This is a genomic window from Nisaea sp., from assembly GCF_965216895.1.
GTDB lineage: Bacteria > Pseudomonadota > Alphaproteobacteria > Thalassobaculales > Thalassobaculaceae > Nisaea.
Map to the genome: position 1 here is coordinate 3,840,133 of NZ_OZ244205.1, position 22,714 is coordinate 3,862,846.

A 22,714-nucleotide genomic window follows, 5' to 3' on the forward strand; every position below is an offset into this window, starting at 1 on the left:
TGATGCGCCGATGAACTGGTTCCACTGGTTTGCCAATCCGGCACGCTTCATGCGGCTTGCGGCGCGCCTGCAACCCTGGATCATGGTGCTCGGCATCGCGACCGGTGCCGCCGGGCTCTACTACGGCCTTGTCGCCTCGCCGCCGGATTACCAGCAGGGCGAGACCGTGCGGATCATGTATGTCCATGTCCCGTCGGCCTGGATGGCGATGTTCGTCTACACGATGATGGCGGTGGCGGCGGCCAGTTTCCTGATCTGGAAACATCCGCTCGCCGATGTCGCGGCGCAGGCGGCCGCGCCCATCGGCGCCGGTTTCACCCTGATGGCGCTGGTTACAGGATCGCTCTGGGGGCAGCCGATGTGGGGCACCTGGTGGGTCTGGGACGCGCGACTGACCTCGGTGCTGATCCTGTTTTTCCTCTATCTCGGCTATATCGCGCTGGTGAACGCGTTCGATGATCCTGAGCGCGGCTCGAAAGCGGGGGCGATCCTGCTGCTGGTCGGTGTGGTGAACATCCCGATCATCAAGTTCTCCGTCGACTGGTGGAACACGCTGCATCAGCCGGCGAGCGTTGCGCGCATGGACGGGCCGGCGATCGACCCCTCGATGCTGCTGCCGCTGATGCTGATGGCCGCAGCCTTCAAGCTCTATTTCCTCTATCTGCTGATCGTGCGGATGCGGGGCGAACTGACGGCGCGACGGATCCGGCTGCTGCGTCTCTCGGACCCGGCATGAGGCGCGACGCAAAGTCGCCTTGAACCGGAGGTCTCCAGGCTAAATGATCTATGTCACTGAATGAACGCGGAGCGGGATGCTGAGAGACTTTCTCGAAATGGGCGGATATGCGGCCTATGTCTGGTCGTCCTATGCCGTCGTTTTCGTCTTGCTCGTCGGAATGCTGATCGCTTCCGTGAGTGCAATGCGTGCGCGGGACCGCGAGTTGACGGCGCTTGAAGAACGCGTCGGCGGACGCCGGCAGCGCCGGAGCCAAACGCGCGCGGAGGAAATGGCCAATGACGCCTAAGAGACGCCGCCTTTCGATCGTTCTGATCGGACTGACCATGCTTGGGGCCGCCGCAGCGCTGGTGCTCACCGCGTTCGAGGAGAATCTCGTCTTCTTCTTCAGCCCGACCGACCTGCAGGCGAAGGAGGTCGGGCCCGACCGGCGGATCCGCGTCGGCGGGCTGGTCGCGGAAAACAGCGTTGCCAGTTTCGAGAATGGGCTGCGGACGGAGTTCACCGTCACGGATCTCGAACATTCCGTGAAGGTGGTCTATCGCGGCGCATTGCCGGACCTGTTCCGCGAGGGGCAGGGCGTCGTTGCGGAAGGCAAGTTCGACGGCGGCGTCTTCAATGCGAGCGAGGTGCTCGCCAAGCATGACGAGAACTACATGCCCCGCGAGGTCGCGGACGCACTCAAGAAATCAGGTCGCTGGCAGCACGCCACGGAGAAGCAATGATCGCCGAAATCGGCCATTACGCGCTGACGCTCGCCTTTTTCGTCGCACTCGCCCAGTCGGCGGTGCCGCTCTATGGCGCGGCCCGGCGCGACCGGGCCCTGATGGCGTTCGCCGGACCGGCCGCTTCCGCGCAGTTCCTGCTGATCGCGATCTCCTTCGGGGCGCTGACCCATGCCTATCTGACCTCCGATTTCTCCGTCGCCAATGTGGCGGAGAATTCCCACAGCCTCAAACCGCTGCTCTACAAGATCTCCGGGGTCTGGGGGAACCATGAGGGCTCGATGCTGTTCTGGGTTCTCATTCTCGCCCTGTTCGGCTTTGCCGTGGCGGCCTTCGGGCGCCAGCTTCCGGACACGCTGAAGGCGCGGGTCATTTCCGTCCAGGGACTGATCGGGCTCGCCTTCCTCGCCTTCATCCTGCTGACCTCGAACCCGTTCGCGCGGCTCGACCCGGCACCGCTCGACGGCCGCGATCTCAATCCGCTGCTGCAGGACCCCGGTCTCGCCTTCCATCCGCCGATGCTCTATGTCGGCTATGTCGGCTTCTCGCTCGCCTTCTCCTTCGCCATGGCGGCGCTGATCGAGGGCAAGGTCGATCCGGCCTGGGCGCGCTGGGTCCGGCCCTGGACGCTCGGGGCCTGGACCTTTCTCACCGCCGGGATCACGCTCGGCAGCTGGTGGGCCTATTACGAGCTCGGCTGGGGCGGCTGGTGGTTCTGGGACCCGGTGGAGAACGCGAGTTTCATGCCCTGGCTCGCCGGCACCGCGCTCCTGCATTCCGCCATCGTGGTGGAAAAGCGCGACGCGCTGAAGGCCTGGACCATCCTGCTGGCGATCATCACCTTCTCGCTCAGCCTGATGGGCACCTTCCTGGTCCGTTCCGGCATCCTGACCTCGGTGCATGCCTTTGCCGTCGACCCGGAACGCGGCCTGTTCATCCTCGGCATCCTGATCGTTGCGGTCGGCGGCTCGCTGACGCTGTTCGCGATCCGCGCCCCGGCCCTGAAGGCGAGCGGCCTGTTCGCGCCGGTGTCCCGCGAGGGCGGGCTGGTGCTGAACAACCTGATCCTCAGCGTGGCGACGGCGACGGTCTTCATCGGCACGCTCTACCCGCTGTTCCTCGACGCCATGACCGGCGACAAGGTCTCGGTCGGTGCGCCGTTCTTCAACGCGACATTCGTGCCGGTGATGATCCCGCTGCTTGTGCTGCTGGCACTCGGTCCGCTGCTGCCGTGGAAGCGGGGCAATCTGCGTGTTGCCGTCGAGAAGCTCTGGGTCAGCGCGCTGTTCACGGTCGTGGTGGCCGGCGGCATCCTGGTGCTGTCGGACGAGGCGCCGCTGGCCCCGGTCCTCGGCTTCGGCTTTGCCGCCTGGGTCGCCGGCGGGGTCGTGACGGAGCTCGCCGAGCGCGTTCGGCTGTTCCGCATCCCCTTCGGCGAGAGCCTGCGCCGCCTGGTGAAGCTTCCGGGCGCGGCCTATGGCATGAGCCTTGCCCATATCGGCATCGCAATCTTCATCTGCGGCGCCACAGGCGAGACCAACTGGACGCGCGAACTCGTGGTGGTCGCGAAGCCGGGCGACAGCATGACCCTCGGCCAGTACGAGATCGTTCTGGACAAATTCGAGCGGACACAGGGACCCAACTATTTTGCTGATACCGCGACATTGAGCGTCACAAGAGACGGCGCGCCTTTCGCTGTGCTTCGCCCCGAGCGCCGGCTCTACCCGGTGCAGCAGATGCCGACGACGGAGGCGGCGATCCGTTCCGGCATCGCCGGCGATCTTTATGTCGCGATCGGGGAGGGCAGTGCGGCCGAGGGGGTCATCGTGCGGGTCTGGGTCAAGCCGCTGGTGCCCTGGATCTGGACCGGGGCGATGATCATGGTGCTTGGCGGCCTGTTCTCGCTTTCCGACCGCCGCCTGCGTGTCGGCGCGCCGAAGCGGTCTGCAAGGCGGCCGGGCGGCCCTGCCGTTGCGGAAGGTGCCGACTGAGATGGCGCGATTGCTCTATCTGCTGCCGCTGCTCGTCTTCGCGGTCATTGCCGGTTATTTCACCATTCCGATCCTGAGCAAGAAGGATCCGCGCCTCCTGCCGTCGGTGCTGATCGACAAACCGGCGCCGGGACACGCCCTGCCGCCGCTGCTGCAGGGCAAGCCGGGCTTCGGTCCCGAGGATCTCAAGGGCGAGGTCAAGCTGGTGAATTTCTTCGCCTCCTGGTGCGGGCCCTGCCGGGTGGAGCATCCTATCCTGATGCGGCTTTCGGCCGAGGGCCGCGTGCCGCTGGTCGGGATCAACTACAAGGATCGTCCGGAAGCCGCCGTCGGCTGGCTCCGCGAACTCGGCGATCCGTTCGGCCGCATCGGCGTAGACCCGGACGGCCGCGTGGCCATCGACTGGGGGGTCTACGGTGTGCCGGAGACCTATCTGGTCGATGCCGAGGGTCATATCCGGTATCGCCATGTCGGGCCGCTGACCGGCACGGCGCTGAACGACACGATTCTTCCGATGGTCGAGCAGCTGAAGGCGGGCAGGGGATGAAACGAAACCTGTTCCTCGGCCTCGTACTCGCCTGTCTCGCGCTGCCCGCCCTGGCGGTGGAGCCGGCGGAAATGCTGAAAGACCCGGCCCTGGAGGCGCGGGCACGGGAACTCGGCAAGGAGATCCGCTGTCTGGTCTGCCAGAACCAGTCGATCGACGACAGCAATGCGGGACTCGCAAAGGATCTCCGCGTACTGCTCCGCGAACGGCTCGTCGCCGGTGACAGTGACGCGGAAATCAAGGACTACCTTGTCGAGCGCTACGGCGATTTCGTGCTGCTCAAGCCGCCAGTGAAAAGTTCGACCTATGTGCTCTGGTACGGACCGCTGGCGGTCGGTGTTCTTGGCGCTATCGGCGTCGCCGTCTTTCTCCTCCGCCGGCGCGGTGGCGGGACGGAAAGCGTGACTCCGGCGCCTCTCAACGAAGACGAGCAACGGCGCATTGCGGCGCTTCTGGACGAGCAGGATCGGAAAGCCTGATGGTGTTTTGGATCGTCGCCGGAGTGCTGACCTTCGGTACAATTCTGCTGCTGCTCTGGCCGGTGCTTTCCGCCGGTGGCGAGGCGGGTGCGGAACGCGAGGCCGGAGACGAGGCGCTTGCGGTCTATCGCGACCAGCTGAGCGAGCTCGAACGGGATCTGGACGCCGGACGTCTCGGCGACGAGGAGTTCGAGGCGGCCAGGGTCGAGGTCCAGCGCCGCATGCTGGCGGCGGCATCGGAGCACGGCCGGGGGGACGGTTCGTCTCCCGCGGCGACCCGCAAGCGCCGTCTTGCCGCGGCCATGCTGGTGATTTTCCTGCTGCCCGCCGGTGCCTTGCTGACCTATGTCGCGGTCGGCAGTCCCGGGTTGCCGGACCTGCCCCTGGACAAGCGGACGGACGGTGCGGGCACCGTCCGAATGGCACATCAGCCGCAACCGGCCGCGCAACCCGCCGAGCCGGCCGGCGCTGCTGCCCAGCCGGGCGTTGCCGAGATGGTCGCCGGTCTTGAAGAGAAACTGAAAGCCAACCCGGAGGATGCCGACGGCTGGGCGCTGCTCGCCCGGTCCTACATGGTGACCGAGCGATACCGGGAAGCCGTGGCGGCCTATGGGCGGGCTCTCGACCTAGTCCCGGACAATCTTCAATTTGCCGCCGCGCGCGGTGAAGCACTGGTCCTGGCGGCGGACGGCACGGTTCCGCCGGCCGCGGTCGAGGATTTTCGCAAGGTCAATCTGGCGCAGCCGCAGGAACCACGCTCGCGCTACTATCTCGGCCTCGCGCGCAGCCAGGCGGCGGACCCCGCCGGCGCGCTGAAATGGTGGATTGCGCTGGAGGCGGACACACCTCCGGATGCGCCATGGAAAGCCCTGGTCACCCAGCGGATCGACGAGGCCGGAGCCGAAGCTGGGATCGACGTTGCCTCCCTTCGGGCAGCGGAACGGGAGCAGCGTGCCGCGCCCGGCCCGACGGAGGACGATGTCCAGGCGGCCCGGGACATGAGTGCCGAGGATCGCTCGGCGATGATCCAGTCCATGGTCGACCGGCTGGCAACCCGGCTCGAACAGGAGCCCGACGATCTTGACGGATGGATCCGGCTTGCGCGCGCCTACGGCGTGCTCGGCCGCACCGGGGACGCGCTGAAAGCGCATGCCAACGCAGCCCGGCTGGCGCCGGAAGACCTTCAGATCCAGCTCGACTATGCACGCGCCCTTTTCCCGCCCGGCACGCCGGAAAGCGGGATCACGGAGGAGTTCGCGGCGCTGGTGGCGCATATCCGCGAGATCGCGCCCGACAGTCCGGACGGTCTGTTTTATGGCGGACTCGTCGCCGCGAACCGCGGCGATGCCGCAACCGCGAAGACGCTCTGGAGCGCCCTGCTCGAGAAAATGGGCCCGGATGCGCCGGCTCGCGGCATGCTGGAGCGGCGAATCGAAGCCCTCGGGGGTTAGGCGAAAGCATGTCCGCCCGGCGCCGATTTCATGTCGATTTCGTGACATAAATCTTGCCGGTTCTGGAATGGCCATTATGCTGCGCCTGACCGTCACCGTTGGGATTGCGATAACATGGCTGTAGCGCACGCGCCGGACTCCGCATCGGCTGCGTTGGTCGTCAAGGACCTGCACAAGAGCTTCGCCGGCCTCGAAGTGCTCAAGGGCGTTTCCCTCGAGGCCCGCCAGGGCGACGTCATCTCGATGATCGGATCCTCCGGCAGCGGCAAGAGCACGTTTTTGCGTTGCATCAATCTGCTCGAGATTCCCGATCGCGGAATTGTCTCGGTGAACGGCGAGACCATCGCCATGAAGCCGGGACCGAACGGTACCCAGCAACCGGCCGACATGCGCCAGGTCGACCGTATCCGCTCGCGCCTCTCCATGGTGTTCCAGAACTTCAACCTCTGGACCCACATGACCGTGCTGGAGAATGTCATCGAGGCGCCGGTCCATGTGCTGAAGGTCCCGCGGGAAGAGGCGATCGCCCGCGCCGAAGCCTTGCTCGAAAAAGTCGGCATCGGCGACAAGCGGGACCAGTATCCGAGCCATCTTTCCGGCGGCCAGCAGCAGCGCTGCGCGATCGCGCGCGCTCTCGCGATGGAGCCTCAGGTGATGCTGTTCGACGAGCCGACCTCCGCGCTCGACCCCGAACTCGTCGGCGAGGTGCTCCTCGTGATGCGCCAGCTCGCCGAGGAGGGGCGTACGATGATCATCGTCACCCACGAAATCGATTTCGCTCGCGACGTCTCGAACGAGATTGTCTTTCTGCACGAGGGGCGTGTGGAAGAACAGGGGCCGCCCGAACAGGTGTTCGACGACCCGCGATCGGAACGCTGCCGCCAGTTCGTGAAACGGAACCGCTGATGGCTGCGTCGACTACCGACAGGGAACAAAAAAATGGGAGCTTACACATGAAGCGTTTTCTGACTGCATTTGCGCTTGCGTCCATCGCCTTCAGCGGTGCCGCCGTCGCCAAGGACTTTAAGGAAGGCAGCAAGGTCCGCATCGCCACCGAAGGCGCCTACGCGCCGTGGAACTTTACCGACAGCTCCGGCAAGCTGGACGGCTACGAGGTCGATCTCTATGCCGATCTCTGCGAGCGCATGAAGGTGCAGTGCGATCTGGTGCAGACCGCCTGGGAAGGTATCATTCCGGCGCTTCAGGCGGGCAAGTTCGACGCCATCATGGCCGGCATGTCGATCACCGACAAACGCAAGGAAGTCATTACCTTCTCGCGTTCCTACATGGGCTCTCCGGCCTCGCTCGTGGTGCTGAAATCCAGCCCGCTCGCGAGTCTCGACGCCGGTCTGGCCAACATCTCCCTGGCGGATGTCGATGCCGGCGAGAAGGCCGCGCTGGACAAGATCAAGGCCGCGCTCAAGGGCAAGACCGTCGGCGTGCAGATCTCCACGACGCACGAGAATTTCCTGAACGAATACATGGCCGACACGGTCACCGTGAAGACCTACGACACCCAGGAAAACCTCGACCTCGACCTCGGCGCCGGCCGGATCGATGCCGCGCTGGCTTCGCTCTCCTACTGGGTGCCGCTGCTCGAAGGCGAGAAGGGCGCGAAGATGGCAATGGTCGGCCCGAAGATGGACGGCGGTCCGTTCGGCAACGGCGTCGGCGCGGGCATCCGCAAGGACGACCAGGAACTGGCCGACATGTTCACCAAGGCCATCGATGCGGCGATCGCCGACGGCACGATCTCGAAGCTTTCCATCAAGTGGTTCGGCTTCGACGGCACGCCGAAGGACTGATCGTCCAGGGACTATCTGAAGACGCGCGGCCGCCCTCGTGGCGGCCGCGTGCTTGAGAGAACAGCCGGAGAGGCGCATTGGAACTGCCTGACTGGATGCTGCTGCTGCAATGGGGCGACGACGGCTGGGGCGACGAGATGGTCCGCGGCATGCTGATGACGCTCGCCGTCGCCTGCGCGGCGTTCCTGCTCGGCATTGTGATCGGCATGTTCGGTGCCGCGCTCAAGCTGTCCCGCTACCTCGTGCTCCGCTTCGTCGGGGAAGCTTACACCACGCTGATCCGCGGCGTTCCGGACCTGCTGATCATCTACCTGCTGTTCTTCGGCGGCAGCATGGCGGTGATGACGGTCGCCAAGGTGTTCGGTTATGACGAATATATCGAACTCGACGCGTTCGCCATCGGCACCATCGCGCTCGGCACCATCTCCGGCGCCTATGCGACCGAGGTGATCCGCGGCGCCGTGCTCTCGGTTCCGACGGGACAGATCGAGGCGGCCAAGGCCTGCGGCATGAGCCGCTTTCTCCTCTTCCGGCGGATCATGATCCCTCAGGTCGCGCGCTATGCCCTGCCGGGCCTAGGCAATGTCTGGCAACTCACGCTGAAGGACACCTCGCTGATCTCCATCGTCGGGCTGGTCGAGATCATGCGGCAAGCCTCCGTCGCCAGCGGCTCGACGCAGAAGCCGTTCACCTTCTACCTGACGGCGGGTGTGCTCTATCTCGTGCTGACTGCCTTTTCGAACAAGGGCTTCGGGCTCGCCGAGCTCTGGGCCAACCGCGGCGTCCGGAGGGCCTGAGCGATGGATCTCGACCTCATGGCGGAAGCCTTCCCGAAGATCCTCGACGGCCTGCCGGTCACCATGGCGCTGGCGGCGACGTCGCTCTTCGCCGGCTTTTTCCTGGCGATCGGCATCGCGCTGCTGCGGCTTTCCTCTTTCAAGCCGATTTCCGCATTTGCCTATGGCTTCGTCTATGTCTTCCGCGGAACACCGCTGCTGGTGCAGATATTCCTGATCTATTACGGCACGGGTCAGTTCGAAGTCGTCCGCGAGAGCTTTGTCTGGCCGGTGCTGCGCGAGGCCTGGTGGTGCGCGATTCTGGCGCTGACCCTGAATACCGGCGCCTATACCAGCGAGATCATCCGCGGCGGCATCCTCTCGGTGCCGTTCGGCCAGATCGAGGCAGCCAAGGCCTGCGGCATGAATGCGCTGATGCGCTTCCGCCGCATCATCTTCCCGCAAGCCATCCGACAGGCACTGCCGGCTTACGGAAACGAAATCATCCTGATGATCAAGTCGACCTCGCTCGCCAGCACCATCACGCTGCTGGAAATGACCGGCATCGCGCGGAAGATGATCTCTCAGACCTACAAGCCGCTGGAGATATTCCTGATTGCTGCGGTCTTTTACCTGACCCTTGTCTTCGTGGTGACCCGGCTTGTCGCCTTTATCGAGTACAGGCTCAATCCGGATCGGCGCGACGCCGTCCGGAGCGTCAAGGGCAAGGACATGACGACCGTTGCGGCCGTCGGCTCCGATGTCCGCTGACACCGTCGACATCGTACTCCGGCCGGCGGGGCTCGCCGATGAGGGCACGATCCGCCGCTGGCTCGTCGCGCCGCATGTCGCGCGCTGGACGCACCGCGTCTTCACGGCGGTCACGGACTCGCTCGGCAGCATTTTGCAGGATCCCGACTCCGGTCTTCGGATCGCGGAGTTGGACGGAAGGCCGATCGGCTGCATCCATGTCTATGAGGCCGGGGGCGACTCGCGCTGGAAATCCGTCGCCGACGTGACCGGAGAGACCCGCGCGGTGGATTTCCTGCTCGGGGAGACCGACATGGTGAACAAGAAGATCGGCCAGCGGATGCTGCGCGCAATGGCGGCGGATATCTTCCGCGATCCTGCGATCGACCGCATCGTCGTCTGTCCACATTCGGACAACTGGCCCGCGATCATCGCCCTCAAGCGCGCCGGCTTCCGGGAAAAGGGCAGGCATCCGGACGCCGCCCTGAACGCGATGTATCTGACGGTGACCCCGGCGACACTGAAAAAATAGCGGGAAACTCGTGCCTCTTCGGTGCGCACTGTGCTGACACATTGGAATTTGCCCCGGGTCACCGGCCCGCCTAGGCTCCCGACATGACACCAGACCATGCTGCGGCGGCACCCGCGCCGCTCGCCAGGCCTTTCGCCACCGCCGTCCTCTTCATGCTCGCCGCGATCACCGTGCTGCCCTGCATGAACGTGCTTGTGCGCTACCTTTCGGCGGACTATTCGACCACGCAGATCGTGTGGGCGCGCTATGCGGGTCATCTGCTCTTCGCCCTCGCGATCTTTCTGCCGAGCCATGGCCTCGGCCTTCTGAGGGCACAGAAGCCGGGTGTGCATATCGTCCGCTCGGTTCTGATGTTCGTCTGTACCTGCCTGTTCTTTCTCGCCGTGCGCCATATCGAGGTGCCGGTCGCAAGCGCGATCAATTTCACCTCGCCGATCATCGTTACCGCGCTTGCGGTCCCGTTCCTGGGCGAGAAAGTTGGCTGGCGACGCTGGATCGCGGTGCTGGTCGGCTTCGGCGGCGCGCTGATCATCATCCGCCCGGGCGGCGCGGAAAGCCACTGGGCCATGCTCTGCGTGCTCGGGACGGCCTTCTTCTACGCGGTCTACCAGGTCCTGACGCGGAAATACGCGAGCAGCGATTCCGCCGAGACCTCGATCACCTATATCGCTCTGATCGGCGCGCTGATCCCGAGTTTCGTGCTGCCGTTCGACTACAAGCTGCCGGAAGATGCGCTCGATTACGGCCTCTTCGCGCTGGTCGGATTTCTCGGCGGGCTCGGGCATTTTTTCGTGATCAAGGCCTTCCGCCTCGGGGAGGCCTCGCTGCTGTCGCCGTTCAACTACGGTCAGCTCGTGATGGCGACGCTGCTGACCTTCCTGATCTTCGGAACGCTTCCGGACGCGATGACCTGGCTCGGTGCCGGGATCATCGTCACCAGCGGGCTCTATATCACCTACCGGGAAGCGAAGCGCACGCGCTCTCCCGGAGTGGCGGCGGAGGCCGGGGCGCCGCGTTGAGCTAGAGGCCCAGCGTCGTCTTCAGCCGCGCGGCCACCCGGGTCGCGAGAGGTCCCCAGTCGAGGCCTTCTTCCTCGGTGCGCCGGTGGATGTGCACGGTCGGCCAGAACGGCACGCGGTCGGTTCCGAGGAAGGTCCAGTTCGCCGCGTGGATCATTGCCTCGGCTGGTTTCCCGAGTGCTCCCGCGAGGCTCATCAGCAGGTTGTTCGGAACAACGACGGCATCAAGCGCCGCCATCAGCGCGACAGTATCGTCGATGTTGTTGGTCAGATCGAGACCGTCCGGCCGCATGATTTCGGCCGCGTTTTCTTCTTCCAGTCGGCCGACTTCCTCCTCGGAATGATCGTATTGCAGAGTGACGAAGCGCACGCCGCCAAGCCGCAGGATGGCAGTGAGGTTGTCCGGTCCGGGATAATAGACCGTGCTCAGGTTGCGGCCGGCGCGGGATCGCCAGGAAAGGCCGACATAGGGCGGTGGTCCGAATTTCTCGAGTTCCCTGCGCCAGTGCGCGACGCGCCCCTCATCGGGTTTGAGAAAGCCCGTATGTGACGGGAAATTCGCCGGCGACTTCCGGAACAGGCCGGGGAGGCTCCCCGCCATGACAAAACTGTCGGCGCCGGAGGCGTTGGCGATCTGACTGTAATCGGCCGGCAGGAGGCGGTTCTCCGGTTTCCGCAGTCGGTCGAAAAAGCGGAATGCGGGAAAGGATCGCTCGAACAGGGTGCGCAGCCGGTCGGTGCATTCGACGGTCACGCTGTCGAGGTTGCCGGCATCGAGTTCGGCCGCGAGGTCGGCAAAGCAGCTGGCGAAGAGAACCTCGTCCCCGAGGCCCTGCTCCGCCGGCACGATCAGATTGCGGCCCTTTTGCGGGGTGCCGGGATCCCAGAGTCTCGGGGGCAGTCCGTGCCGCAACCTCGCCGTGGGAATGAGCCGCGCGTCATAGAGCCGCCAGCCCTGCGCAAGGTTGCCGGCGGTGAGCAGATAGAGACCGAGATTGAAGGCGATGACCGGATTGTCAGGTGCCTGTCGGAGCGCCTCCCCGGCGGCTACGGCCGCGTCATGGTAGCGGCCCATGCGGTAGAGCGCCTGCGCATGGTTGGCCAGCCCGTCGGGGTTCTTCGGGTCCGAAATGACGGCCCGTCTGCCGCAGGACAGGGCGGCGGCAGTTCTGTCGATCTCGAAAAAGACGGCAGACCGTGCCGCCCAGAGATTGGCTGCGTCTGGGTTCAGAACCAGACCGGCGCGCGTGACCCGGTCGGCATCGTCACGTTGGGTGGCACGCCGGAGCAGGGTGGCGCGCTGTTCCCACTTCAGCGGGTCGAGAGGGGCAAGGCGGGTGGCGTGCCGGTGGGCCGAAAAGGCCTCCGCATTGCGGCCGAGGCGAATGGCTGTGTTTGCGCGCTGCATCCAGCCTTCCGCGTTTTCGGGCGCGGTCACGGTGGCCCGTCGGAACCCGGCGAGCGCCAGAGGATCCTGGGTATTCCGGACATGCAAGGCGGCAAGATTGAAGAGGGCTGAGACATTCGCCGGTTCAAGAAGCAGGGCTCTGCGGAAGAAGCCGGCGGTCTCGGCGACGCCCTCCTCCAGAGAGGCGCGTGCGACCGCGAGATATTCCCAGAGCGCGGCATCGCCCGGCGTCTCTTTGAGCAACGCGCGGTAGGCATCCGCCGCGCCCGCGAGGTCGCCTTGCCTGTGAAGGACGAGCGCCCGGTCGAGAGCTTCGCGTCGCATCGTCAGGCGCCGTATGCGCCAAGCGCGGCGCGGATCGCCTCGACCGGCCCGCTCCAGGGCGCGTCGACGGCCTTCGGAAAACTGCGGATACTCGGGAAACCCGGGAAATGGTCGGTGCCGTACTGGACGAACAACGGAACCGGATGGAACATCCATGTCGGCTTGCCGAGTGCGCCGCCGATCCAGCCGAGCGTGCTGCTCGGGCAGATCAGGATGTCGACGGCGGAGACGAGGGCGAGAATGTCGTCGAAATCGTCGGTCAGATCGAGCTCGGACAGAACGCGGGGACCGGAACCCGTGTCTTTCGACAGGGTCGCGATCTCTTCTTCCCATCCGTCGCCATACTGGATCGAGAAGACATCGATGCCGGGCTCCTGAAGGACCGGCAGCCAGTCGGACAGCGCCGTGTAGTGGATGTCGCGAAAGGCGGTGCGGCTGCGGGAGCGCCAGGCAAGAGCGACCTTGAGCCCGTCGCCCGGCTTCCCGATCATGTCGCCGACTTCCCGGACTCGCTCCGGGTCGGCTTTCAGATAGGGTTTCCTGTCGTCGAAATCCTTGAGCGTCCGGCGGAAATGAAGCGCCAGGCTGCCCGCATCGATGGCGTGATCGACCGGTTTGTCCTGCGGCAGCCAGTCATATTTCTGCACCGGGCGGAAATCGTCGCCGGCCCGTGCGTAGGGATGCACCAAGGCTTCCGGAAAGGAGCGCCGGAGGACAGGCAGCAACCGCGCGTCGCATTCGAGGACCAGCTCGGCGCCGCGGGCCATGGCGTCGCGATAGATCGAGGCGTAGAGGATCTCGTCCCCGACGCCTTCCTCTGCGCAGATCAACAGTCTCTTGCCTGCAAGCGGTTCGCCCTGCCAGAGAGGCGGCAGGCCGATCCGGCGAACCCGGTCGGGCGCCTTGTGCCGCCACTCGCGTTCGCGCCAGCCTTCTTCCAGTCGTCCGGCGGCGAGCAGGCGAATGGCGTGCCGCAAATGGATCTGCGGCTCGTCCGGCGCTAGATTGATCGCGGCCTCGGAATGTTCGAGCGCTGCCGCTATGTCGCCGGAGAAATAGGCCAGCTCCGCCAGGCCGGTCACCGGGGCGGCATAGTCCGGGGCGAGGAGAAGGGTGCGCGTAAACCATCGCCGCGCCGCATCGTAGTCGAGCCGGTTGAACAGCAGATAACCGACGCTGTTCGCGGCCTCCGCCAGAGCCGGCGCGAGCAGCAGGGCCCGCATCAGAGCCCGTCCGGCCTCCTCCAGCGCGTCCCGGTCCATCAGCGTGGTGGCAAGATTGGCATGGGCCTCCGCACTCATCGGCGCCAGCCGGGCCGCAGTCCGGTGCGCCGCTTCTGCCTCTTCGGCGAGGCCGTCCCGGCGCAGAGCATTGCCCAGATTCATGTGGGCGTTCGCGTGTCGCGGAGCGTTCCGGATGGCGTCTCGGAGCAGGGCGATGGCCTCCGCGACGGCTCCGCGCTCCTGAAGCAGGGCGCCGAGATTTGCCTCGGCATCGACGAAAGCGGGGGCCGTCGACAGCGCTTTGCGATAGGCGGCTTCGGCCTCCGCCGGCCTGCCGAGCGCTTTCAGGATCTGCCCGAGGTTGCTGAGGAACTCCGGGCGCTCCGGAGCAACCTCGATGGCCGCCTCGACCAGCCGGCGTCCAGCCTCGTGCTGGCCGCCTTGGTGCATCAGGACGCCGAGAAGATGGAGAGCGTCCGGGTCTTTGGGAGCGTGCTGCAGGATCTGCTGATAGAGCGCGGCCGCCTCCGCCAGGCGGCCCTGCTGGTGATGCGCAAGCGCCGCTTGCATCAGGCTCTGGGATTGCGGAAGGGACATGCTATGACCGAGTTTCGTCCTGTTTTGCGAGCAGGCTCAGGCCGTTACCGGCGCCGGATTTATCACAATATAGCGGAAACGGGGTGCGGCCCGATATGCTCTCACAGCGTTTTCGCAGCGGCGGCGATGGCGCCCGTCACCGATTCCCAGGATTGCGTCACGGGTTTGGTGAAGACGCGGACTGTCGGAAAGCCGGGATGCCGGTCCGTACCCATCAGCTCGAAATGCGGTTCGACGCCGAACTCCATGACCGTCTTGCCGAGTCCCGCACCGACCCAAACCAGGGTCGTGCTCGGGCAGATGATGCCGTCGACCGCGGCGCCGAGCGCGAAGATATCCTCGAAATCATCGGTCAGGTCGGCGCCTTCGATCACATGTAGCCGGGCGCCGAACGCTTTGCGGGCCGCTGAGATTTCCTCCCGCCATCCGCGACCGTACTGCATCGAGACGATCTGAAGATCGGGATCCGTCAGAAGCGCGCGCCAGTCCGCGAGCTCCGTATAGTAGAGATTGCGGAACGGAGCGACCTCCTTCGAGCGCCAGGAAAAACCGATTCTCGGGCCGGGCGGCAAGGCGGCCAGTCGGTCCCGCATCCTGCCGACACGCTCTGCGTCGGCTGTCAGATAGGGGCGCTGGTGTTCGTACGCGGCCACGTCGGGACGCAGGATCGAAGGCAGGCTGCCGCCATCGATCGCATAGTCGACGGGGGGATCGGTCGGCAACCAGCCATAGTCGTGGACCGGGCGGAAGCGGTCGCCTGTCCGCGTGTAGGGATGCACCATGCAATCGGGGAACGAGCGTCTGAAGACCGGCAGCAGGCGCGGCGCGCACTCGATCACTACCGAAGCGCCCAGCGCGATCAGGTCCGGAATCATGGAGGCATAGAGAAGCTCGTCACCGACACCTTCTTCGGCGCAGACGAGGATGCGTTTTCCGGCGAGCTGCTCGCCCTGCCAGCGCGGCGGCAACCCCTCTCGCCGGATACGGTCGGCGCGCTTCAGGCGCCATTCGAATTCCCGCCATCCCTCGCGCACATGTCCTGCGGCGAGCAGGCGCAGCCCGTGCCGGACGTGTATCTGCGGATCGTCAGGTGTCAGCCTGAGGGAGTGTTCCGAATGCCGGAGACAGGCTGCCAGATCGTTCTCGAAGAAACAGACCTCGGCGAGCCCGGAACGCGGGGCCGCATAGAGTGGCTGAACCGCGAGCGTGCGGTTGAACCAGATCCTCGCCCGTTCGAGATCGCGTATCGTGATCTGCAGAAAGCCGAAACTGTTGGCTGCTTCGATCAGCGCCGGAGCGAGGAGCAGGCATTTCCGCAGCAGCTTGCTCGCAGCGTCATGGCGGCCGAAATCGATCAGATTGCCGGCCTGGGCGAGAAGGACGGCCGGGTCTGCCGGAGTGAGATGGAGAAGGCGTGCAAGAAACGCGGTCGCGGTCACGATCTGACCGCTCTGGCGCCGCGTCGCCGCGAGGTCGCGAAGCGCGTCGGGATCGTCCGGTGCGACAATCAGTGCCGCACGAAATGCCTCGTCCGCTTCGGCGTCGCGTCCGAGATGCCGCAATATGCGGGCCTGATTGCCGCGAAAGCCGGTATGCAGCGGGACGCTTGCCACCGCCGCGCTGACCAGTTTCAGGCCTTCGTCGGACTGCCCGGCCTGATGCAGCAGAAATCCGAGCAGATGCAGCGCGTCCGGGTGGTGCGGTGACAGCTTCAGGACCTGCTGGTAGAGCGGCGCCGCCCCGACAAGATCGCCCGCCTGATGTTTCTGCAACGCCTGTTGCAGCAGCGACTGCGGCGTTTCGTCGGTCATGTCAGTCCGCGAAACCCTGGACCATGTCGCCGGCCAGAGGCTCGCCGCGCCTGAGGGCGCGGGTTGCGCGTTTGCCGAGCACCTGGCTCAGGTATTTCGGCGGCAGGCCGTTTGCCGGCCGGATGGAACGGACATGCGCTTCCGTCAGTACCTCCCCCGCGGCCACGTCCGCGACCACGTACAGGCTGCGGCGCATCGCGAGCATCTCCTTCTCGGCGTCGGTCGGCCGGTAGTTCGGTTTACCCCGCGCATCGAAGACGGCACGCAGGTTACGGACCAGTACCGCCAGTTCCTCCGGCTCAAGCGAGAAGGCGGAATCGACCCCGCCGTCGGCGCGGCGCAGGGTGAAGTGCTTCTCGACGAGGACGGCGCCCATTGCGACCGCCGCCTCGGCGACGACCGTGTCCATCGTATGGTCGGAAAGCCCGATTGCGACGTCGAGCCGTTCGGCGAGATCGGGGATCGTGGCGAGGTTGGCCTGGTCGAACGGGGTCGGATAGCCGCTGATGCAATGCAGGACGAGAATTTCCTCCGCCCCGGCGCCGCGGGCGGCGGCAACGGCTTCTTCGATCTCCTCGAAGCTCGCCATGCCGGTGGAGATGATGAGCGGTTTGCCTGTCCGCGCGCAGCGCTCGATCAGGTCGATATCGACGATCTCCGGCGAGGCGATTTTGTAGGCCGGGCAGTCGAGGCCCTGGAGCAGCGCAACCGCGGTCGGATCGAATGGGGCCGAGAAGAGGGTAATGCCGATTTTCCGCGCGTGCGCGAACAGTTCTTCATGCCATTCCCACGGGGTATGGGCTTCCTCGTACAGCTCGAACAGCCTGCGGCCGGCCCAGAGGCCCTTCTCGATGACAAATTCGGGACCGTCGTGGTCTATGGTGATGGTGTCCGCCCGGTAGGTCTGGATCTTCACCGCATCTGCACCCGCGGCCCTGGCAGCGTCGATCAGAGCGAGGGCGCGGCCGATCTCGCCATTGTGGTTGCCGGACATTTCCGCAACGACGTAGGGCGGTTGGTCGGGTCCGACCGGGCGGCCGTTGATCTTGAAATCTTTTGCCATGGTTTCCGTGACAGAGGCTTGAGGAGGCGCCAGAATAGCTTTTTTTACCGGGGGATAGAAGGGAAGGCCGCAAGGTGAGTCCGGGGGTGCTTGCAATTCGCGCCGATGCCAATGCGCGGATCGGACTCGGCCATGCGATGCGTTGCTTCGCGCTCGTCGAGGGCTGGCGGGCGCGTGGCGGCGAGGCGGTGTTTTTCTCCGGCGGCGCGGTGCCGGATCAGGTCGCCGCACGCCTCGAACAGGCGGGTATCGGTTTCCGTGTCCTCGAGGAGCCCGATGACGGCTGCGAATTCGCCGAGGCGGCACGGAGATGCGGCGCGACATGGCTGGTGGTGGACGGACCCTTTGCCGATGCGGGATATGCCGCGGCCGCGCGCGCGGCGGCACCCTTGCTGCTGATCGACGATGCCGCCGACAAGGAAACCTATCCGGCGGACCTGCTGCTGAACCAGAACGTGCAGGCCGGGACGTCAAGCTACGAGGGACGCACAAAGGCCAGAATCCTCGCCGGGCCGCGTTTTGCCCTGATCCGCTCGGACCTGCGGCAGGATCTTGTGGAGCGCGGGATCTCCGAGACGCCGAAGCGGATCCTCGCCCTCGTCGGCGGCGCGGACCCGAACGGCTATCTTGCAAGACTCACCGAAGCGGGCGCGGCGGCTTTGTCGGAGGCCGGGATCACGGGCGGCCAGGTCGATGCGGTGGTCGGTCCGGCCAATGCCTGGCGGCCCGAGGCGCTCATTTCGGGCTCTGTGGTCTACCGGGTCGGCGTGCGGGATCTCGGCGCGCTGATCGCCGCGGCGGACATCGTGCTCTCCTCCGCCGGCTCGACGGTCTGGGAGCTGGCTTTGCACGGTACGCCGATGATCCTCGGCGCGAGCGTGCCGGTGGAAGAGCCGGTCGGCGCGGGCATGGCGGCGCAGGGAGCGGCGCTCTACCTTGGCCGGCTCCGGGAGTGCGCGCCGGAACGGATCTCCGCCCAGACGGTCCGGCTCCTGAAAGACGCGGAGGAACGGAAGAAGCTTTCCCGGGCTGCCGCGGCGCTGGTCGACGGTCGTGGCGTGGAACGGGTGCTGGATGCGATGCTCGAGCTGACCGGGGAGGGCAGCACACCATGAAGACCGTTGCCATCATTCAGGCGCGGATGACCTCGACGCGGCTGCCGGGCAAGGTCCTGCGCGAAGTGCTGGGCAGACCGCTGCTCGGCTATCAGGTCGAGCGGCTGAGGCGTTGCCGCACCCTTGACGAGATCCTGTTGGCGACGACCGGGAATGCGACCGATGACCCGGTGGCGGAGTTTGCCGGGCGCGAGGGATTGCGCTTCTGGCGTGGCCCGGAAGAGGACGTGCTCGCCCGCTTCGCCGGCGCGGCGGAGATGGCCGGGGCCGATATTGTCGTCCGGCTGACGGCAGATTGCCCGCTGGTAGACCCGGAACTGGTCGACCAGGTCGTCTCGACCCTGACGGAGAGCGACCCGCCGTTCGACTACGTCTCCAACGCCGGCACCGGAACCCTGCCGGCCGGGCTCGATGCCGAGGTGCTGCGCGCGGATGCGCTCTTCGCAGCCCATTCCGAGGCGATCGTTCGTCAGGAACGCGAGCACGTGACACCCTTCATCTACAATCACCCGGAGCGCTTCGCCTGCCGGATGCTGCGGCACGAGCCTCCGATCGAGGGGCAACGCTGGACCGTCGACCAGCCGGAGGATTTCGAGCTGGTGCGGCGCATCCTCGAGGCGCTCTATCCGCAGAACCCGGCCTTCACCTACCGGGACGTTCTGGCGCTCCTCGAGGCGCACCCCGACTGGACCGAGATCAACCGCACGGTTTCCGCCAAGCCGAAACCGGTCAAGAGTAACGACGGCGCCTACCCGGAACAGGCTTAGGCATCGAACGAGAGATCAGGAGACGACCCGATGAGCGACACTTACCGCACCGAACAGGAAGCCTTCTGGGCCGGTGCGTTCGGCAATGCCTATATCGATCGCAACCGCGACGCGGCGATCCTCGCCTCGCGGACCGCGATGTTCACCCGCATCCTCTCACGCGCCGCGGCGGTCGGCTCCGTGGTCGAATTCGGCGCCAATATCGGCCTCAACATGCTGGCGCTGCGCACCCTCTTGCCCGAAGCGAAGCTGTCGGCCATCGAAATCAATCCGGAAGCGGTGAAGGCGCTCGAGACCCAGCCGGGGCTGAACGTCCATCACGGCTCAATCCTCGAGCCACAGGTGGACGCGCCGCATGATCTATCCTTCACCTCCGGCGTGCTCATCCACATCAATCCAGATGCGCTGCCGCAGGTCTACGACAACCTTTACGCGGCAAGCGGGCGCTACATCGCGGTCTCGGAATACTACAACCCGGCTCCGGTCGCGATCCCCTACCGGGGCCACGAGGACCGGCTCTTCAAGCGCGACTTCGCGGGCGACCTGCTGGACCGGTTCCCGGATCTCGTGCTGGTCGATTACGGCTTCTGCTACCATCGGGACCCGAACTTCCCTGCAGACGACATGACCTGGTTCCTGCTCGAGAAGCGGGGATAGAAAAACGGCCCCTGGAAAGGGGCCGTTTCCTGTTCGTGAGGGCGTCGGTTATTCCGCAGCCTCGATCCGTACTTCCTCTTCCGGTGCGGAGGGCTTGCCGTTGATGATCAGGCGGCCATCCTCGGCCGTCACCGTCACCCTGGCGCCGTCGTGGACGGCGCCCTCGAGGATCTGGTTCGCCAGCGGGTTCTGCAGCGAGCGCTGGATCACCCGTTTCAGCGGCCGGGCGCCGTAGACCGGGTCGTAGCCGGTATCGGCGAGCCATTTCAGCGCGGCATCGTCCAGCTCCAGCGCGATGTTCCGGTCCTCCAGCAGTTTACGCAGCCGGCCGAGCTGGATGTCGACGATGCTGGTCATGTTCACGCGGTCGAGCCGCGAGAACAGCAGCACCTCGTCCAGCCGGTTGAGGAATTCCGGCCGGAAGGCCCGGCGCACAACCTCCATCACCTGCTCGCGCACCTCGTCGACTGATTCTCCTTCGCCCTGGGCGGCCAGGAACTCGGAGCCGAGGTTGGAGGTCAGGATGATCAGCGTGTTGCGGAAATCCACGGTGCGGCCCTGACCGTCGGTCAGTCGGCCGTCGTCGAGCACCTGCAGCAGCACGTTGAAAATGTCCGGATGCGCCTTTTCGACCTCGTCGAACAGCACGACCTGGTAGGGTCGTCGCCGCACGGCCTCGGTCAGCGCACCGCCCTCCTCGTGTCCGACATAGCCCGGAGGGGCACCGATCAGACGGCTGACCGAATGCTTCTCCATGTATTCTGACATGTCGAGCCGGACCATCGCCTGCTCATCGTCGAACAGGAACTCGGCCAGTGCCTTGGTGAGTTCGGTCTTGCCGACGCCGGTCGGGCCGAGGAACAGGAAGGAGCCGATCGGACGGTTCGGATCCTGCAGCCCGGCACGGGCCCGCCGTACGGCATTGGCAACGGCGCTGACCGCCTCGTCCTGGCCGATCACCCGGCGATGCAGGTTGTCCTCCATCTGGATCAGCTTCTCGCGCTCGCCCTCCAGCATCTTGTCGACGGGCACGCCGGTCCAGCGGGAGACGACCGAGGCGATGTCGCGCTCCGTCACCTCTTCCTTGACCATCTTCTCAGCGGAGGCGTGCTCGGCCTTGCCGATGGTGGCTTCCAGATCCGGGATCACGCCGTACATCAGCTCGCCGGCCTTCTCGAAATTACCTTCGCGCTTGGCCGCCTCGAGCTCCATGCGCGCCTTGTCGAGCTTCTCCTGCACCTTCTGGACGCCGACCACGACCTCCTTCTCGGACTGCCAGCGCTTGGTCAGTTCCTCGGAACTCTTCTCGAGATCCGCGAGTTCGCCCTCGAGCTTCTTCAGCCGGTCCTTGGACGCGCTGTCGGTCTCCTTCTTCAGCGCTTCCTGCTCGATCTTGAGCTGGATGATCTTGCGGTCGAGCTCGTCGATCTGCTCCGGCTTGGAATCCACTTCCATGCGCCGTCGCGAGGCCGCCTCGTCGACCAGGTCGATCGCCTTGTCGGGCAGGAAGCGGTCGGTGATATAGCGATTGGAAAGGTTCGCGGCCGAGACCAGCGCGCTGTCGGTGATGCGCACGCCGTGGTGCAGCTCGTACTTCTCCTTCAGGCCGCGCAGGATCGACACCGTGTCGATCACGCTCGGCTCCTCGACGAAGACCGGCTGGAAGCGCCGCGCGAGCGCCGCGTCCTTCTCGATATGCTTACGGTACTCGTCCAGCGTTGTCGCGCCGACGCAGTGCAGCTCGCCGCGGGCCAGGGCCGGTTTCAGCATGTTGGAGGCGTCCATCGCGCCTTCCGCAGCCCCGGCGCCGACCAGCGTGTGCAGCTCGTCGATGAAGAGGATGATGTCGCCCTCGGAGTGGGAGACGTCCTGCAACACCGATTTCAACCGCTCCTCGAACTCGCCGCGGAACTTCGCTCCGGCGATCAGCGCGCCGAGATCGAGCGTGAGCAGGCGCTTCTGCTTCAGCGGCTCCGGCACGTCGCCGTTGACGATGCGCTGCGCGAGGCCTTCGATGATCGCGGTCTTGCCGACGCCGGGCTCGCCGATCAGCACAGGGTTGTTCTTGGTGCGGCGGGAGAGGACCTGAATGGTGCGGCGGATCTCCTCGTCGCGGCCGATCACCGGGTCGAGTTTGCCCGACCGCGCCGCCTCGGTCATGTCCTGAGTATATTTCTCCAACGCCTCGTAAGCGTTTTCCGCCGTCGCGCTATCCGCCTTGCGGCCCTTGCGGACCTCGTTGATGACCTGGTTGAGGGCCTGCGCCGTCACGCCGGCATTCTTCAGGATGCGGCACGCGGCGGTGCCTTCGGCCATCACCATGGCGAGCAGCATGCGCTCGACGGTGACAAAACTGTCGCCGGCCTTCTCGGCGATTTCTTCGGACTGGGTCAGCAGGCGGGCGAATTCGGGGGCGAGATATACCTGCCCCGCGCCGCTGCCCTCGACCTTCGGCAGCTTGTCGAGTTCGGCCGCGACCGCCGTGCGCGCAGCCTTCGCGTCGCCGCCGGCGCGCTCGATCAGGTTGGCGCACATGCCTTCCTTGTCGTCGAGCAGGACTTTCAGAAGATGTTCGGGTGTGAGGCGCTGGTGTCCAGCGCCGAGAGCCTGGGTCTGCGCCGATTGCAGGAAGCCGCGCATCCGCTCCGAGAGTTTTTCGAAATCCAACGGATATCTCCTTCGTACCGCAAGGTTTGCCGATACGGCCCCGAACACCCCGATCTGGCGGTGCTGAAGCCAATTTTCAGAAAGTCCGGGCGACCCTTGAGCATCGCCGATTACTCTCCGACTTGGAAGGTTCCATGACCCGAAAGCGGCGTCCGGAACCCGCATCACAGATATGGGAAGCCGCCTGCAGGTCGCAAGAGGCGGCGATCCGTGTTGACAGCCTTCCGAAGCCATTTATGGTGCGGTGCACTATGGGAAAAGTCAGCGCGAT

21 protein-coding genes are annotated in these 22,714 nt (G+C 65.5%); 16 read left to right on the forward strand and 5 right to left on the reverse strand.

Annotation, left to right across the window (positions count from 1 at the left end; translation table 11 throughout):
* Window positions 1-10 precede the first annotated feature (10 nt).
* From ACOOE1_RS18300 to ACOOE1_RS18360, 13 genes are all read left to right on the forward strand, one after another.
* The gene (locus tag ACOOE1_RS18300; RefSeq protein WP_420403643.1) at window positions 11-736 is read left to right on the forward strand and encodes a heme ABC transporter permease; all 726 of its coding nucleotides are present in this window, start codon (window positions 11-13) and stop codon (window positions 734-736) included.
* A gap of 76 nt (window positions 737-812) precedes the next feature.
* Entirely contained in the window at window positions 813-1,025 is a 213-nt protein-coding gene (gene ccmD, locus ACOOE1_RS18305) for a heme exporter protein CcmD (RefSeq protein ID WP_420403644.1), read from the forward strand.
* Window positions 1,015-1,461, forward strand: coding sequence for a cytochrome c maturation protein CcmE (ccmE, locus tag ACOOE1_RS18310; RefSeq protein ID WP_420403645.1), 447 nt, complete (start codon window positions 1,015-1,017; stop codon window positions 1,459-1,461). The genes ccmD and ccmE overlap by 11 nt, the downstream gene beginning before the upstream one ends.
* Entirely contained in the window at window positions 1,458-3,452 is a 1,995-nt protein-coding gene (locus ACOOE1_RS18315; protein ID WP_420403646.1) for a heme lyase CcmF/NrfE family subunit, read from the forward strand. Before ccmE ends, ACOOE1_RS18315 begins: the two co-directional genes overlap by 4 nt.
* A gap of 1 nt (window position 3,453) precedes the next feature.
* Entirely contained in the window at window positions 3,454-3,999 is a 546-nt protein-coding gene (locus tag ACOOE1_RS18320; protein ID WP_420403647.1) for a DsbE family thiol:disulfide interchange protein, read from the forward strand.
* Complete coding sequence (locus tag ACOOE1_RS18325) at window positions 3,996-4,478, forward strand: cytochrome c-type biogenesis protein (RefSeq protein ID WP_420403648.1); 483 nt, start codon at window positions 3,996-3,998, stop codon at window positions 4,476-4,478. Before ACOOE1_RS18320 ends, ACOOE1_RS18325 begins: the two co-directional genes overlap by 4 nt.
* The gene (gene ccmI / locus ACOOE1_RS18330; RefSeq protein ID WP_420403649.1) at window positions 4,478-5,929 is read left to right on the forward strand and encodes a c-type cytochrome biogenesis protein CcmI; all 1,452 of its coding nucleotides are present in this window, start codon (window positions 4,478-4,480) and stop codon (window positions 5,927-5,929) included. The genes ACOOE1_RS18325 and ccmI overlap by 1 nt, the downstream gene beginning before the upstream one ends.
* Before the next feature lie 114 nt (window positions 5,930-6,043).
* Window positions 6,044-6,835 (forward strand): ABC transporter ATP-binding protein, encoded by a 792-nt coding sequence (locus tag ACOOE1_RS18335; protein WP_420403650.1) that lies wholly within the window; start codon window positions 6,044-6,046, stop codon window positions 6,833-6,835.
* Window positions 6,836-6,882: 47 nt separating this feature from the next.
* Window positions 6,883-7,734, forward strand: coding sequence for a transporter substrate-binding domain-containing protein (locus ACOOE1_RS18340; RefSeq protein ID WP_420403651.1), 852 nt, complete (start codon window positions 6,883-6,885; stop codon window positions 7,732-7,734).
* Between the two features lie 77 nt (window positions 7,735-7,811).
* Window positions 7,812-8,531, forward strand: coding sequence for an ABC transporter permease (locus ACOOE1_RS18345; protein WP_420403652.1), 720 nt, complete (start codon window positions 7,812-7,814; stop codon window positions 8,529-8,531).
* Window positions 8,532-8,534: 3 nt separating this feature from the next.
* Window positions 8,535-9,281, forward strand: coding sequence for an ABC transporter permease (locus ACOOE1_RS18350; RefSeq protein WP_420403653.1), 747 nt, complete (start codon window positions 8,535-8,537; stop codon window positions 9,279-9,281).
* Window positions 9,271-9,792: a GNAT family N-acetyltransferase gene (locus tag ACOOE1_RS18355; RefSeq protein ID WP_420403654.1), complete on the forward strand. Its 522-nt coding sequence runs from the start codon at window positions 9,271-9,273 to the stop codon at window positions 9,790-9,792. The genes ACOOE1_RS18350 and ACOOE1_RS18355 overlap by 11 nt, the downstream gene beginning before the upstream one ends.
* 83 nt (window positions 9,793-9,875) lie before the next feature.
* Window positions 9,876-10,811: a DMT family transporter gene (locus ACOOE1_RS18360; protein ID WP_420403655.1), complete on the forward strand. Its 936-nt coding sequence runs from the start codon at window positions 9,876-9,878 to the stop codon at window positions 10,809-10,811.
* 1 nt (window position 10,812) lies between these two features.
* Here the strand turns inward: ACOOE1_RS18360 and ACOOE1_RS18365 are convergent, their stop codons facing one another.
* The 4 genes from ACOOE1_RS18365 to pseI form a co-directional block, all read right to left on the reverse strand.
* Window positions 10,813-12,543 carry a tetratricopeptide repeat protein gene (locus ACOOE1_RS18365; RefSeq protein ID WP_420403656.1) on the reverse strand — a complete coding sequence of 577 codons (1,731 nt, stop codon included), beginning with the start codon at window positions 12,541-12,543 and terminating at the stop codon, window positions 10,813-10,815.
* A 2-nt stretch (window positions 12,544-12,545) separates the two neighbouring features.
* Window positions 12,546-14,363: a tetratricopeptide repeat protein gene (locus tag ACOOE1_RS18370; RefSeq protein ID WP_420403657.1), complete on the reverse strand. Its 1,818-nt coding sequence runs from the start codon at window positions 14,361-14,363 to the stop codon at window positions 12,546-12,548.
* Window positions 14,364-14,464: 101 nt separating this feature from the next.
* Window positions 14,465-16,174 (reverse strand): tetratricopeptide repeat protein, encoded by a 1,710-nt coding sequence (locus tag ACOOE1_RS18375; protein WP_420403658.1) that lies wholly within the window; start codon window positions 16,172-16,174, stop codon window positions 14,465-14,467.
* Window position 16,175: 1 nt separating this feature from the next.
* Window positions 16,176-17,237, reverse strand: coding sequence for a pseudaminic acid synthase (gene pseI, locus ACOOE1_RS18380; protein WP_420403659.1), 1,062 nt, complete (start codon window positions 17,235-17,237; stop codon window positions 16,176-16,178).
* An 86-nt stretch (window positions 17,238-17,323) separates the two neighbouring features.
* Here pseI and ACOOE1_RS18385 point away from each other — a divergent pair, with 86 nt between their 5' ends.
* From ACOOE1_RS18385 to ACOOE1_RS18395, 3 genes are read left to right on the forward strand one after another with little or no spacing between them, the layout of a single operon-like run.
* Window positions 17,324-18,352 carry a PseG/SpsG family protein gene (locus tag ACOOE1_RS18385; protein ID WP_420403660.1) on the forward strand — a complete coding sequence of 343 codons (1,029 nt, stop codon included), beginning with the start codon at window positions 17,324-17,326 and terminating at the stop codon, window positions 18,350-18,352.
* Window positions 18,349-19,119 carry a cytidylyltransferase domain-containing protein gene (locus ACOOE1_RS18390; protein ID WP_420403661.1) on the forward strand — a complete coding sequence of 257 codons (771 nt, stop codon included), beginning with the start codon at window positions 18,349-18,351 and terminating at the stop codon, window positions 19,117-19,119. Before ACOOE1_RS18385 ends, ACOOE1_RS18390 begins: the two co-directional genes overlap by 4 nt.
* 30 nt (window positions 19,120-19,149) lie before the next feature.
* Window positions 19,150-19,776, forward strand: coding sequence for a pseudaminic acid biosynthesis-associated methylase (locus tag ACOOE1_RS18395; protein WP_420403662.1), 627 nt, complete (start codon window positions 19,150-19,152; stop codon window positions 19,774-19,776).
* Window positions 19,777-19,824: 48 nt separating this feature from the next.
* Here ACOOE1_RS18395 and clpB read toward each other — a convergent pair whose 3' ends face one another.
* Complete coding sequence (gene clpB / locus ACOOE1_RS18400; protein ID WP_420403663.1) at window positions 19,825-22,443, reverse strand: ATP-dependent chaperone ClpB; 2,619 nt, start codon at window positions 22,441-22,443, stop codon at window positions 19,825-19,827.
* Window positions 22,444-22,714 lie beyond the last annotated feature (271 nt).